The organism is Gordonia sp. BP-119 (genome assembly GCF_016924115.1).
Lineage (GTDB): Bacteria > Actinomycetota > Actinomycetes > Mycobacteriales > Mycobacteriaceae > Gordonia > Gordonia hongkongensis.
The window spans coordinates 1-14,362 of record NZ_JAFFZF010000020.1 but is presented as its reverse complement, the minus strand read 5'-3'; the positions used below and the strand labels follow the sequence as shown (position 1 = coordinate 14,362).

The window sequence follows — 14,362 nt, the reverse complement described above, 5'->3', positions numbered from 1 at the left end:
CGCTATCTCGTGTGTCCCCGACGCCCCAAATCAATCTGTTCCAACGTTAAGACGGCGTAGTAACTGTCGGTAGACCCAGAAATGGGGACTCGACTCCCGCTGCCATGCCGTCAGCCATGTTTCGTTCGCCCCCAGGCCCCGTCAGGTGTTGACCGTCCCTCGTGCCGGTACCGCTGCGGCACCGGGAGCCATCCGTCTTCGACGGCACGCTTGAAGAGATCCACCTTGGTGCGCGTCGGCCGCCCGGCGTCCGCATATTTCTGGCGAATTCGCTTGAGGTACTCGTTGACCGTCTCCGCGGAGACCCCGAGAGCAGCCCCGACTCGGGCCGACGTCTCGCCGGACGCGTACAGCGCCAACACTTTCTGCAACTGAGGCGACAGGTCGACAGTCGCCAGTTCGGGGTCGCCGTCTATGGCGGCAGCCCATTCTGTGGTGAGGACCGCCCGGCCGTCGGCGGCCGCCCGGATGGCGTCGATGATGACCGACTCGTCCGCCGACTTGAGCACCACGCCGAGCGCTCCGGCGCGCGCCGCCGATCTCAACAGCGCCGGATGCTCTCCAGAGGTGTACACGACGGTGGCCACTCCGGCCGCCGACAATGCGTTGACGTTCTCGCGAGGCGTGGTTCCGTCGTCGAGACGGAGGTCCAGCAGGACCACGTCGAGCTGCATGACACTGAGCACGCCGGCAACCGTCGTCGCCGAGCAGACCAACGAGATGTCCGAAACCGGGTCCAACACTCGTTCGATTCCCCAGATCGGGGACCGATGGTCGTCGACCATTCCAACCCGGATCGCTGCATGACCCTCCGACGAATCCTCGTCGATCAAGGTCGTCTGCTCGTCGTTCACCAACACCCCCACGAGGCACATGCGAGACTCTCAGCCTTTACTCAGCTTCACGTTACTGAAACCTCGACCAAAGCTACGTGCCGAGTCGGACATATCACCCGTCGGAGCGCGAAACTGCATCAACTGGTCCCGATCTGACCGCTGGCGTGTCCACATTCTTGGGGACACCACCCGGATGGGTCCCGCCGGGAGCGAAGGCATGCAAGACTAGAACATGTTCTAAAAAGGGTGATCGTGCCGGCGCCAGCCGGCGACAAACCGACCAGCCCCCCCCCCCCCGGACCAGACCCGACCCGACACGCAGGAGCAGAACAGGTGAGCGCACCTTCGACGCACGATGTACTCGGCACCCCGGTGACCATGCCGGTCGAGATCCGGCACGCACGGTGCTTCGTCGCCGGTTTCACCGCCGACACCCGGGCCGTGACACGGGCCATCGACGCCGAATCGGCACAGCCCGGGACGCTTCGCCCGTTGCGCATCCGACCGGGTCGCACCATGTGCATGCTCGTGTTCGTCGACTACGTCGACGGCGACCTCGGACCGTACAACGAGTTCGGCGTGTGCTTCCTCGTCGAGGACCCGACCACCCCACCCGCCTCACCGATCCGGGCAATGCGCTCCCTGCTGAGAGGGGACGCGCGTGCGCTGGTGCACCGACTCCCCGTCGACGGCGACTTCACCCTGGCCGCCGGGCGCGGCATCTGGGGGTTCCCGAAGACACTCGCCGAGTTCGAGGTCGACCACTCCTCCGCCACCAGACGCGGTCGCCTCGTGTCCGACGGCGCACTCGTCGCCGACCTGAGTGTGAAGCCGGGACTCAAGGTCCCGGACTCGACCGCCGACACCGTGCTGCACGCCTATTCGCAGCTCGACGGGATCACGCGGATGACACCGTGGCGGCTCACCTCGACCACCGGGACCCGCACCCGCATCGGCGGCGCGCGCCTGACCCTCGGCGATCACCCCATCGCCGACGAACTCCGATCCCTGCAGCTGGGGCGGCACGCCCTGATGTCGAGCTCGGTCGATCGGATCACGATGCGTTTCGAGGACCCCACGCTGGTCTGACCGGGGATCTCTCGGGCTCGCGGACGTCAGGGCCGCGGTCGCGGACAATGGTTCCATGAGCAATCTCGAGACGGACCCGGTCGAGGTCGAGTGCCATGCCTACGCCGGCGTCGCCGCGGGCTCGGGCCTCCTCCACATGGACGTCCTGACCGCGCGCGACGTACCGCTCGGCGGCCCGCGCGCGATGACGGTGCACCGGACCCTCCCGCAGCGGTCACGTTCGCTGATCGGAGCCTGGTGTTTCATCGACCACTACGGCCCCTATGACGTCGCGAGCAGCGGCGGGATGGACGTGCCTCCACACCCGCACACCGGACTCCAGACGGTCAGCTGGCTGTTCACCGGCGAGGTCGAGCACCGGGACACGATGGGCAACCACGCGATGGTCCGCCCCGGCGAGATCAACCTCATGACCGCCGGGCACGGCATCGCGCACACCGAGGTCTCGACACCTGACACCACCACCCTGCACGGGGTACAGCTGTGGGTCGCGTTGCCGGCCGAGAATGCCGACACCGCACGCGATTTCGCACACCACCGGCCCGATGCTCTCGACCTGGACGGGGTCACCGCCAAGGTCTTTCTCGGCGAACTGTTCGGCACCCGCTCGCCGGTGCACACGTTCACGCCGCTGACCGGCGCCCAGCTCGACTTCGCACCCGGCGCCGCCGTCGACATCGACGTCGATCCCGAACACGAGCACGGCATTCTTGTCGACACCGGAACCGTAGAGGTCGCCGGCGCCGATGCCGCACCGCTGGCCCGCACCGAGCTGGGTTACATCGGATTGGGCGCGCGTCGGATCACACTCACCAACGTCGCCGAGACCGACGCCCGGGTGATCTTCCTCGGCGGCGCACCGCTGGCGGAGGACATCGTCATGTGGTGGAACTTCATCGGGCGCACACACGACGACATCGTCGGCTACCGGGACCAGTGGGAGGCGCGCAGCGAACGCTTCGGGCAGGTGCAGGGTTACGTCGGTTCGACGCAGCACCTGCCCGCGCCGCCGCTGCCGCACTCACGGCTGCGCGCCCGGGCCAACACCCCGGGGCGCGCCGCCCCGTAGTGAGGGCGCATCACGCCGTTCCGAGCAACCTCGCGAAGTTCGCGATCCCCGCGGCCTCGACCGCCTGCTGCCTGCCGTCGGCCACGGCCGCGCGCGGCGGTTCCCCGTCGGCGGCATTCCCCGGCCCTGTGCCACCCCTCGGTCCGAGGAGCGAGACGAGTTCGGCTGCGGCACGGCCGATCCGGTCGTTCAACGACGCGGTGTCCCCACCGGCGCCCGCCCAGTCCGCCGACGCGGCGTAGACGCCGGTCGGCAGGACGACGGCACGTAGGTAGGCGAACAACGGTCGCAGCGCGTGGTCGAGCACCATCGAGTGGCGCGGACTGCCGCCGGTCGCGCCGATCAGCACCGGTTTGCCCGACATGGCGTCGATGTCGACGAGATCGAAGAACATCTTGAACAGGCCGCTGTACGACGCGTTGAAGACCGGGGTCGCCACGATCAGGGCATCGGCCCCCTCGACCGCGTCGAGTGCCGCGCGTGCCCGGCCCGAGGCGAAGCCGACCGTCATCGCCTGCCCCAGGTCGGCGGCGAGGTCACGCAGGTCGACGATCTCGACGTCCGCGCGGCCCGCCCCGAGTCCTTCGGTGACGGCGGCGACCATCCGGTCGACGAGCAGTCGCGTCGACGACGGTTCGGAGAGACCGGCGTTCACCGCGACGATCCGCAGGGCGGTCACGAGGACACCTCCACATCCTGATCGGCTTCCTGGCGGGCAGCGACCAGCGAGGAGTGCGTCGGCGCCTCGGGCACGTCCGCGGGCCGCCCTTCGGCGAATCCGGCACGCAGGTCCGGCAGCACCTCACCCAGCAGGTCGAGTTGCTCGAGAACGGTCTTGAGCGGCAGCCCGGCGTGATCGACGAGGAACAGCTGGCGCTGGTAGTCGCCGAAAGTCTCCCGGAAGGTGAGCGTCTTGTCGACGAACTCGGCCGGGCTACCCACCGTCAGCGGCGTCTGCGAGGTGAAGTCCTCCAGCGACGGCCCGTGTCCGTACACCGGCGCGTTGTCGAAGTACGGACGGAACTCGCGCACCGCGTCCTGCGACTTCGGCCGGATGAAGAACTGCCCGCCGAGCCCGACGATGGCCTGATGGGCCTTGCCGTGTCCGTAATGCTCATACCGTTCGCGATAGAAGTCGATCAGGCGCTGGAAGTGCTCATTGGGCCAGAAGATGTTGTTCGCGAAGAAGCCGTCGCCGTAATAGGCGGCCTGCTCGGCGATCTCGGGGCTGCGGATCGAGCCGTGCCACACGAACGGCTCGACGTCGTCGAGCGGCCGCGGGGTCGAGGTGAACGACGTCAGCGGGGTGCGGAACTGTCCCTCCCAGTCGACGACATGCTCGGTCCACAGCCGGTGCAGCAGATGGTAGTTCTCGATCGCCAGCGGAATGCCCTGCCTGATGTCCTGACCGAACCAGGGGTACACCGGACCGGTGTTGCCTCGCCCGAGCATCAGGTCGACGCGCCCGTCGGCGAGGTGCTGCAGCATGGCGAAGTCCTCGGCGATCTTCACCGGGTCGTTCGTGGTGATCAGCGTGGTCGCGGTGCTCAGTTGCAGCCGCTGCGTCTGCGCCGCGATGTAGGCCAGGGTCGTGGTCGGCGACGACGAGAAGAAGGGCTCGTTGTGGTGCTCGCCCAACGCGAACACATCGAGTCCGATGTCCTCGGCCTTCTTCGCGATCTCGACGATCGCCTTAATCCGCTCGTGCTCGGTCGGAGTCGTGCCCGTGGTGGGGTCGACGGTGATGTCGCTGACGCTGAAGAGTCCGAACTGCATGTCGCGCCTCCTTGTCGTGGTTACATCGACCATAACCGGACCGCGGTCCGATTAATTCCGGAGGGTGGTGAGTTAGTGTTGGCTCACTGCGGAGAACGCAACCCAACCGAGGAGAGTCGCATGAAGATCCGGAAGTCCGTCGCTGCCGTCGCCCTCGCCGGGGCCGCACTGTTCGTCGCCACCGGCTGTTCGGAGTCCACCGACACCGTCGACGAGGCGACGAGCGCGGTGTCGACCGCCGTCGAGTCCGCCGCCAGCCAGGTCGAGACCGCTGCGAGTGACGCGGTCGACGAGGTCACCGGGCTCAGCAACGACGACGCGACGGAAACCCTCCGCCAGGCCATCGACCCGGCCACCTCATCCGAGGATCTCGACAAGGTCATCGACGTCACGAACCCGGCGACCAAACCGGCCGCGATGGCATTCGCCAAGGGCGCATCCGCCGCGGGTTACACCCCGGATGCCTTCTCGGTCAGAGAGGTCACCGAGGACGGCGACAAGGCCACCGCAACCGTTGCCGTGAAGAGCCCGCATTCGCCGGCACCGGTCGACATCCAGCTCGGCTTCGTCAAGGTCGACGGCGACTGGAAGCTCAGCGGTGACGCCATCCAGCAGCTCATCAGCATGAACCCCGGCCAGCAAGAGGGCAACTAGACCTACGGCGTAGGTCGCCTCCTCGCCTACACTCGGACGGGTGCGGTTCCGACCCGGGGCCGAGCGGCGAGGAGGTGTACGTGCGTACCGATCAACCCACCCATCCGTTCGCTCCGCCGGTGACCCAGCGCCACGCGCGGTGGCCGCTCGTGAACGATCTCGACGACACCGAGCTACCCGCCGCCGCGATCACGCCGGCCGACACCCGGATCGACGCGAGTGCCCCGGTATCCGACTCGCCCACGCCGACCAGAAGCGACACCGCGGCGAGACCGGTGCCGCGGTCGGCAACCCGGGTGGAGACCAGACTGCCCGCACGCGAGCACGCTGCACTCCCGCCGGTGGGCGACTTCTGGGACCTGCAGGACGCGGACCGGTCACCCCTGGTCGCGATGTCCACACCGGTCCGGGTGGTCACTCCTTCACCGGCGCCCTATCTCACCCGGCCCGTCGGTGGTCGCCCTGTCGCTCCGGCCGCATCGCTGGCGTTGACCACCGGTTTGATCTCGATTCCGCTGACCCTCGTTCTCGGCCTGGGCGCCATCCTCGGCCTGGTCGCCGTGGTCTCCGGTGTCATCGGCGTCAAACAGGTTCGCCGCGCCCCCGCCGAGCGCAAGGGCACCGGTCGCGCGATCACCGGCATCATGACCGGCGCCGGCAGTATGGTCGTCGGCGGCCCGATCCTGCTGCTCGTCCTCTTTCTCGCCGGCCTGTAGGAGCGCCCGAGCATCAGCGGCGGGTACGACCGATCCACTCTCTGACCGTAAAGTCACGCCAAGTGGGTCACTGAATGCCCGCAGCGCAAGCACACTTCGGTAACGAACCGTACACTCCTCGATGACCGGTACCCCGAGAGGAATGCGGAGCGTTGACGAGCTTTGTGAGATGGCCCCTGACCCTGCTCGTTCTGCTGATCGCGGTGCCGACCGCGATCAGTCCTTCGGTTGCCGACGCCGCGCCCACGCCCGGCTCGTCGATTGTGTCCCGCCATCATGATGCCGGCGACCCACAGCAGGTGACGTTGACCGTTCACTCGGCGTCGATGAGACGGGACATCAAGGTCTCGGTCCGCGTACCCCGAGATACTTCCAGCGCAAGCCCCACCCTGTACCTGCTGAACGGCGCCGCCGGCGAGGACTCTCCGACGACGCGCGCTCGCGCCGCCTACAATTCATACTTCGCCGATCGCAAGGTCCATGTGGTGACACCGCTCGAGGGTGCTCACTCGTACTACACCGATTGGGTTCGCAAGGACCCGTCGCTCGGAGTCAACAAATGGCAGACATTCCTCACCCGGGAATTGCCGCCGCTCATCGACAAGGAGTTCGACACCACAGGCGCCAACGCGGTCGCCGGAATCTCGATGTCGGGGACCAGTGTGTTCAATCTGGCGATCGCCGAGCCGGGACTGTACAGGGCGATCGGCGCCTATAGCGGATGCGCGCGAACTGGTGATCCACTCGGCCAGCGCTACGTTCGTTTGGTCGTCGAGGGACGTGGCGGAGGCAGGGTGGAGAACATGTGGGGCCCCCTGAACGGCCCGGGCTGGCGCGCGAATGATCCATATGTTCAAGCGCACAAGCTCAAGGGAACAAAGGTGTACATGACAACCGGTAACGGCCGCCCCGGTTCCCATGAACGCCTTGATGACGAACTGATTGACGGCAATCCGCTCGCACTCGGCGATCAGGCCGTGGTCGGTGGAGTCGTCGAGGCGGCGATTGACAACTGCACCCGCGAGATGGCCACACGCCTTGACGAACTAGGCGTTCCGCACACCACGATCCTGCGACCTACCGGGACCCATTCCTGGGGCTACTGGCAGGACGATCTGCGCCAGACATGGCCCATGATTGCTGGTGACCTGGAATGAAACTCGGATAGCGAAGTTCCGACTGTCGATCGCCCTCAGCAGTCGCCGCTCGGGTAAGTCGCATTTTTCGGCTCCGCAGCACTATGTCCGTGGCCGCAGGTGCGGCCACGGACATAGTGGACATGATCTTTGGCGCTACCACGATCAGCCGGCGGCTTGATCCTCTTCCATCGCCTTAATCAGGCTGGCGGGGCGCAGATCGGTCCAGTTCTCGTTGACGTAGTCCACCGCTCCCTGCCGGCTGCCAGGCCCGTAGACCTGCTTCCACCCGGCTGGGATGTCGGCGAATGTGGGCCACAACGAGTGTTGATTCTCGTCGTTGACCAGCACGTAGAACTCGCCGTTCTCGTCATCGAAAGGATTGGTCATTTTCGACTGTTCTCTCCATCGGCTCAGATCAATGGTGCGACTTTCCGAAAGCGTCTTACAACACTACCGTGGCAGATCCCCGACGCGCCAACCAATTGAGCCCAAGCCGTTCGGTCGAGCTACAGACCCATCAGCCTCCCCGGCGCGACGGCTCGACCGCCTGCCCGCGTCAGCTCACCGCGCGAAGAGCCGGGCGCTGGTGGTCGACGGCTTCGACCTCGGCAGCCACGTGGCGGCCCAGCCAGCCGATCGCGTACCCGACAATGCGGAGATCCTCTGCGGGCGACGCAGTCCGTAAGTCGTACGGAAGAAGCGACATCAGGGCCATGTAGAGGGACGCAGAGGAATCTGTCTGGTCACCGATCTCCGCCAGACGTTCCGCCAGCACACCGTACGTGACCGGGTGACCCGCAAGCCGAACGGCAACCAGTGTCGGGGTCATGTAACCGCGATAGTCGATGTCGGCAAGTAGTTCGTTCATGTCCATGCCCGTCTCTCTCCCCCTCAAGCATCGTCATCCATTCAGATGACGTTGGGTAGATACTCCCCTATCAGTGGCCTCCCGGGAAGTGTCGATGGGGAACTTGTGTGTAAACAAGGTGTGTCGCTCATCACATCGAACACGTTCCCGTGTTTCACGCTTGACCGGGACATGTTCACAGGCGCCGTAGGGCAACCTACGTAGCAATCGTATATGTTGAGCGGCGCTTACAACCGCTCAATGCCAACGGTACCAATCCACTTGACTGTTACCAATGTTACTGATGTTGCAGTCCGATAACCGCGTGACGCGATTATCGGATCTGCGGACACGATGAGCGCTGATCGGGCCACGCCCAGCAGCTGTATGGGAGTCAGCTCTCGTCGGCGAGTCGATCTGCGACCCGAGGTCCGATTTGTGCCCACGCACGCGGTGACGTCATGTTGTCGTGAGACGACCAGGTGTCCACGACGTCGACCTGTCGTGCGAATGCTTGCCAGTCCTCCTCCGCTGCTCCACGGAGATAGCGTCCCAGACGAGCCGCGAAGAAGAGAAGACGACCGTCGAAAAACCGCGGTTCGTGCGCCCGGATCATCGAGCCGGCCCGAGCTGCACCTTCGACGACCCGATCGAGTCCGTCTCCGGCAAGACCTTCCGGGAGACCCGGGAGAGTGCGGAGGAGCTCGAGCACTCCATCCCCGTCGGCGGTCTCGTCGACGGGGATGTCGAACTCAATGCCTATTCCGGCGAGGATCTCGCCCATGTGTACCGCCGCTTCGCGCTCATCCACCTCGATGAGCTGCAGGTGGCTGTCCAACAGCGTCAGCGAAGCAACCTCTGCACCGGACTCCTGTAGTTGGACCGCCATCTCCTGAGCGATCACTCCGCCCAGAGACCAGCCGAGCAGGTGATACGGACCCTCCGGCTGCACACGCCGGATGTGCTCGACATACAGGGAAGCCGCCGCGGCGATGGTTTCCGGCATCTCGCCGCCCGACAGTGCCGGCGACTGGATGCCGATCAACGGCCGCTGCTCGGGCAAATACGTCGCGAGCTCGCGATACGACCACGCCAGACCGGTGAATGGGTGGACGCAGAACAGTGGTGCGAGGTCGCCACCGGTCCGCAGGGGCAGCACGATGCCGAAGCCGTCGTCCTGGTCGTCCCCTGCCACACCGTCCAGACCGGCCGCGATCGCCCGGGGCGTCGCGCCGTCGAAGAGCGTGGTCAGCGGTAGACGACGACCGGTCCGCTCGGCCAACAAGGACGCCAAGCGTGCAGCGATCAGCGATTGTCCACCGAGCTCGAAGAAGTCGTCGTCGACGCCCACGTGGTCGATGTCCAGCAGTTCCTCGAACGCCTCGACCACGACGCGTTCGGTGTCGGTGGATGCGGCCACGTACTCCGCACGACCACCGAACTCCGGCACCGGCAGCGCGGCGCGGTCGATCTTCCCCGCCCCCGTCAGGGGGATCTCCTGGATCGGGACAACCGCTGCCGGAACCATGTACGAGGGCAGGGTCTCGCCCACGAACCGAGACAGTTCGTCGGTGCGGAGTTCGGCTCCCTCCGCCGGCATCACGTAGGCAGCCAGCGCGGTGGCTCCGCCCGGACCCTCCGTGCCGATCACGTAGGCGAACCGGACATCGGGGTGCGCGAGCAATGCGGACTCGATCTCGCCGAGCTCGATCCGGTGACCACGCACCTTGACCTGGAAGTCCGACCGGCCCAGGTAGTCCAGGACCCACCCGTCAGCACCGCGCTTCCACGCGGTGACGTCACCCGTGCGATACATCCGATCGCCCGGTTCACCGAAGGGATTCGCGACGAAGCGTTCGGACGTGAGACCGGGCTGACGGTGGTATCCCTGCGCCAATGACGGACCCGCGAGGTAGAGCTCGCCCGCCAGCCCGGCCGGCACAGGCCGTAGCTGTGCGTCGAGTACCAACGCCTCGACCCCGGGCAGCGCACCGCCGATGTCGACATGGTCGCCGGGACGCAGATCGCCGGTGGCGGTGACCCAGATCGAAGCCTCGGTGGGGCCATACGCGTTGATGAAGGTCCGTCCCGGAGCCCATCGTGCGACCAGATCGGGCGTGCACGCTTCACCGCCGACCCCGACGACGCGGAGGTCGTCGAGTCCGGCCGGCGGGACGGACGCGAGCGCACCGGGGGTCATGAAGAGATGGGTGACCTGCTGTTGGCGCAACAGGTCCGCGAGGTCGACGCCGCCGAAGATCGACGCGGGCACGACGACCATCGTGGCCGCCGACCCGAAGGCCATCAGGAACTCCAAGACGGACGCGTCGAAACTCGGTGAGATCACGTGTGCGACACGGTCTCCCGGCGCAATCGCGAAGCGCTCGCCCGCCGCGGTCGCGGTGTTCAGCATGTCACGGTGGGTGACCACCACGCCCTTGGGCAGCCCCGTCGACCCCGACGTGTAGATCATGTACGCAGCCGAAGCGGGACGGATCGGATGCGGTCGGTCCTCGTCGGAGATCGGCGCGACCGACGACTCCTCGCTGATGCCGCCCGAGTCGTCGACGACCAGCCAGGGCACTCCGTGCTCGAGCGAGTCTCGGTGAGCTCCGACGGTGAGTCCCAGCACGGCACCCGAATCGGTGAGCATGTGCTCGATCCGCTCCGGAGGGTAGCTCGGATCGATGGGCAGGAACGTCGCACCGGTCTTGATGACTGCCCAGATGGCGGTGATCGACTCGATGGACCGAGGTATCGCGATGGCGATCACCTGTCCGGTGCCCGCCCCGCGGGCGAGCAGCCGCCTCGCGAGACCACCGGATCGCGCGTCGAGCTCGCGATACGAGACGTCCATGCCCCCGGAGACGAGCGCCATGCCCTCCGGATCAACGGCAACGGCGTTCGCCAGCAGCTGGTCCAGAGTTGCGGTTCCACGGTCCTCGGGTCCGCGCACGGGCACGAGTTCACGACGGGTCTCGGCATCGAGTAGATCCACCGACGCCACCGAGGCCTGGGGTGCCCGCACGAATTCCTCGATCAGACGGGTCACGATCCCGAGCACCTCGTGGGCGCGGTCGACGCCGACCACGCCGTCGAGGAACTTCAGGCGTAGTGACAGCGTCGACCCCTGTTCGGCGACCAACGCCAGCGGGTAGTGGACGGCGTCGTCACCCGACATGGCCTTGACCGTCATGCCGTCGATGTCGGCACCACCCTCGGCACCCGAGGTCGGGTAGGACTCGAAGACAGCGAGGGTGTCGAAGACCGTGCCCTCCCCGGCCGCCGCCCGGATCTCGGGCAGGCCCACATAGTGGTGATCGAGCATCTTGGCCTGCTCGTCCTGGATTCGGGTCAACAGCCCGGCGATCGTTTCGGACGGGTCGAGGCGGACGCGCACCGGCAGTGTGTTGATGAACAGTCCCAGCATCTCCTCGACGCCGTCGATCTGGGGCGGACGACCGGACACCGTCGCGCCGAAGGTGACGTCGGTTCGGCCGCTGAGGGCAGCGACGGTGAGGGCCCATGCAGCCTGGACGACGGTGTTCATGGTGAACCCGTACTCACGACCCAGCGCGACCAGCGACTCTGTCACCGACTGGTCGAGATGCGCCGCGAGTTCCTGCGACTCACCGAGTTCGCCACCCGTCTCACCGAGAACGATCGTCGGCTCGGTGCTGCCGTCGAAGGCGTCTCGCCAGGCTGCCAGCGCTTCGGCGTGGTCTTGGCGCGAAAGCCACACGAGGAAGTCCCGGTACTGGCGCGGGCGGGGCAGATGGGTGGTGTCCCCGCGGGTCGCGTAGAGAGTGAACAACTCTCGCAGCATCAGGGGCATCGACCAGCCGTCGAGCAGTACATGGTGGTTGAGGACGATGAGGCGGAACTCGTTCTCGGCGAGCCGCACCAACGTGAAGCGCATCAGCGGCGCCGCGGCCAGGTCGAAACCTTCGGCGCGGTCGGCGACGAGCAGCGCGTCGAGTTCCGACTCCCGGGCGCCCGTCGGCGATCCGGACAGATCGACGGTGCGCCAAGGCAGTTGGACATCACCCTGGACGATCTGCGCTCCCACTCCACCCGAGTTGCTGAACGCCACGCGTAGGTTGGCGTACCTGTCGAGGAGCGCCTGGCCCGCCGCACGCATGCGCTCGGCATCGACCACGCCGGTCAGCGTGAGCATCAGTTGAACCTGGTAGTAGTCCGTGACGCCCGCATCAGGTGACGCCGCGTCCCCGGCGAGCCGCGCCTGGTAGAGCAGACCCTCCTGCAGTGGCGAGAGCGACCAGACGTCCTGCAGCGTCGGATACTGCGTCTCCCACGCCTCGAGTTGTCGTTGGTCGACCTCGACGAGCTCGAAGTCCGACGGGGTGTGTCCCCCGGCGTCGGGCAGGCGGGCGTGGTCGGCCAGCGCGGTCAGCGCAGCCACCCACAGATCGGCGAAACGCTGGACGTCCTCCTCGCCGAGCAGTCCGGTCGCGTACGAGAACGTGGCGACGAGCTTGGACCTACCGACGGTGCCGACCGCGGACGCGTTGATGTCGAGGACGGCCGGCACGACCATGTCGCCGTTCCGAGCTCCCGCGAGGTTCACCCCGCTCCCGGCGGGACCGGGCTCGTCGGTGGACGCGGCGTTCTGCAGCTCGCGCTGATCGGGAGCATTGCGACGACCCAGGTAGTTGAACCCGATCTGCGGTGCCCGGTACTCCGCCAGAATCGGCGCCGTCTCCGGGTTGAGGTACCGCAGCAACCCGTATCCGACACCACGGTCGGGCAGGGCCAGCAACTGTTCCTTGACGGCCTTGACCGCCGCGGCGAGATCGCCGTGACCGTCGAAGGCCGACGTGGCGTCGAGTCCCGTCAGGTCGAGTCGCACCGGCAACTGGCTGGTGAACCAGCCGACCGTCCGTGACAGGTCGGCACCCGGCAGCACCTGCTCCTCGCGGCCGTGGCCTTCGAGGGTGATCAGGGCTGTCGGTTCGTCGATGCCGCGCTCTGCCCGCCACACAACGGTGGCGAGCGCGAGCGCGGTGAGCAGTCCGTCGTTGGCCGTTCCGTGGAACTTCTCGGGGAGCACAGTGAGGACTGTCTCGGTGATCTCGGCGGGCACCTCGACGTGCAGGTCCGCAACGGTGTCGACCAGATCCCGCGCCGGATCGAGCGGACGAGAACCGAGATCGGGATCGGGGCCGTCGAGAACTCGGCGCCAGAGGTCGATCTCGGCGGCTCGGGCCCCCGAACGCGCGTCGTCGACCAGACCGTGGACCCAGCGTCGGAACGATGTCGCCACGGGCGCGAGTGTCACCCGCTGACGACCGGCCAGCTGGCCCCACGCCGTGATGAGATCACCGCTCAGTACCGGCCACGACACGCCGTCCACGGCGAGGTGATGCACCAGTACCAGCAGCCGTCCGGAGTCGTCCGAATCGTAGGGTACGAACCACACCGCCTGGAGGAGAATCGCGTTGGCCGGATCGAGGCGGTCTGCAGCGGCGTCGAGTTCGGCTCCTGCAACGGTCAGGAAATCACCGTCGACGTCGACCACGCGCAGAAGTCCGGCGGCCTCCACGGTCCCGGGCTCGACGATCTCGAGTCGCGGACTTCCCGGCGCGGCAGGCACTTCGTGATCGGTGACGAGTCGGGCACGGAGAGCATCGTGGTGGTCGAGGACCGCCTGGACTGCGCCGGTGAGGTGTTCGACCTCGACGTCGCGCGGGAGTTCCAGCACCGTCGCCTGCGAGAACCGTCCGTAGTTGCGACCGTGCTCGATCATCCAATGCATGATCGGCGTGAGGGGCGCCTCGCCGACCCCGCCGCCCGGCAGCTCCTCGAGGACGGCCACGTCGTCTACCGTTCCGGCGGCGCCTGCCAGAGCGGCAATCGTCTTGTGCTCGAAGACCATTCGTGGCGTGACGACGATCCCGGCCGCCTTGGCCCGGGCGACCAGCTGGATCGACATGATCGAGTCGCCACCGAGGGCGAAGAACGAGTCGTCGACACCCACCTGTTCCATGCCCAGCAGTTCTGCCACCACACCGGCCAGCACCGACTCGGTGTGCGTGCTCGGTGCCCGATAGCCCGCCGAACGGTCGGAGAGCTGCGGAGCGGGCAGTGTCTTGCGGTCGAGTTTGCCCGAGGCGTTGAGCGGCAGAGCCTCGAGAGACACGAACATCGCCGGCACCATGTACTCCGGCAACCTGGTCGCGAGTACGGCAGTCAACGCATCGACCTCGACCTGCCCA

Annotated in this window: 11 protein-coding genes; 5 read left to right on the top strand and 6 right to left on the bottom strand. The window is 66.7% G+C overall.

Features of this window, described 5'->3' with window-relative positions:
* Positions 1 to 110 precede the first annotated feature (110 nt).
* On the bottom strand, positions 111 to 785 hold the full coding sequence (locus tag JW364_RS12975; protein WP_065631886.1) for a LuxR C-terminal-related transcriptional regulator: 675 nt from the start codon (positions 783 to 785) through the stop codon (positions 111 to 113).
* Between the two features lie 384 nt (positions 786 to 1,169).
* Here JW364_RS12975 and JW364_RS12970 point away from each other — a divergent pair, with 384 nt between their 5' ends.
* Both JW364_RS12970 and JW364_RS12965 read left to right on the top strand, forming a co-directional pair.
* On the top strand, positions 1,170 to 1,925 hold the full coding sequence (locus JW364_RS12970) for an acetoacetate decarboxylase family protein (protein ID WP_205333234.1): 756 nt from the start codon (positions 1,170 to 1,172) through the stop codon (positions 1,923 to 1,925).
* Positions 1,926 to 1,980: 55 nt separating this feature from the next.
* Entirely contained in the window at positions 1,981 to 2,994 is a 1,014-nt protein-coding gene (locus tag JW364_RS12965) for a pirin family protein (protein WP_205333235.1), read from the top strand.
* Between the two features lie 10 nt (positions 2,995 to 3,004).
* Here JW364_RS12965 and JW364_RS12960 read toward each other — a convergent pair whose 3' ends face one another.
* Positions 3,005 to 3,673 (bottom strand): CE1759 family FMN reductase, encoded by a 669-nt coding sequence (locus JW364_RS12960; RefSeq protein WP_205333236.1) that lies wholly within the window; start codon positions 3,671 to 3,673, stop codon positions 3,005 to 3,007.
* Positions 3,670 to 4,770 carry an LLM class flavin-dependent oxidoreductase gene (locus JW364_RS12955; protein ID WP_205333237.1) on the bottom strand — a complete coding sequence of 367 codons (1,101 nt, stop codon included), beginning with the start codon at positions 4,768 to 4,770 and terminating at the stop codon, positions 3,670 to 3,672. The genes JW364_RS12960 and JW364_RS12955 overlap by 4 nt, the downstream gene beginning before the upstream one ends.
* A 120-nt stretch (positions 4,771 to 4,890) precedes the next feature.
* Between JW364_RS12955 and JW364_RS12950 the strand changes: the two genes are divergently transcribed.
* The 3 genes from JW364_RS12950 to JW364_RS12940 all read left to right on the top strand — a co-directional run bounded on the left by JW364_RS12950 (position 4,891) and on the right by JW364_RS12940 (position 7,297).
* A complete protein-coding gene (locus tag JW364_RS12950) occupies positions 4,891 to 5,424 on the top strand; it encodes a DUF4878 domain-containing protein (RefSeq protein WP_205333238.1) in 534 nt (177 codons plus the stop codon).
* Between the two features lie 80 nt (positions 5,425 to 5,504).
* On the top strand, positions 5,505 to 6,140 hold the full coding sequence (locus JW364_RS12945; RefSeq protein ID WP_205333239.1) for a DUF4190 domain-containing protein: 636 nt from the start codon (positions 5,505 to 5,507) through the stop codon (positions 6,138 to 6,140).
* 152 nt (positions 6,141 to 6,292) lie between these two features.
* Positions 6,293 to 7,297 carry an alpha/beta hydrolase gene (locus tag JW364_RS12940; protein WP_374100825.1) on the top strand — a complete coding sequence of 335 codons (1,005 nt, stop codon included), beginning with the start codon at positions 6,293 to 6,295 and terminating at the stop codon, positions 7,295 to 7,297.
* A gap of 144 nt (positions 7,298 to 7,441) precedes the next feature.
* On the opposite strand, the gene JW364_RS12935 is transcribed toward JW364_RS12940, so the two are convergent.
* The 3 genes from JW364_RS12935 to JW364_RS12925 all read right to left on the bottom strand — a co-directional run bounded on the left by JW364_RS12935 (position 7,442) and on the right by JW364_RS12925 (position 14,340).
* On the bottom strand, positions 7,442 to 7,666 hold the full coding sequence (locus tag JW364_RS12935) for an MbtH family protein (RefSeq protein WP_205333240.1): 225 nt from the start codon (positions 7,664 to 7,666) through the stop codon (positions 7,442 to 7,444).
* A 169-nt stretch (positions 7,667 to 7,835) separates the two neighbouring features.
* Complete coding sequence (locus JW364_RS12930) at positions 7,836 to 8,153, bottom strand: hypothetical protein (RefSeq protein WP_205333241.1); 318 nt, start codon at positions 8,151 to 8,153, stop codon at positions 7,836 to 7,838.
* A 367-nt stretch (positions 8,154 to 8,520) separates the two neighbouring features.
* Complete coding sequence (locus JW364_RS12925; protein ID WP_205333242.1) at positions 8,521 to 14,340, bottom strand: non-ribosomal peptide synthetase; 5,820 nt, start codon at positions 14,338 to 14,340, stop codon at positions 8,521 to 8,523.
* Positions 14,341 to 14,362 lie beyond the last annotated feature (22 nt).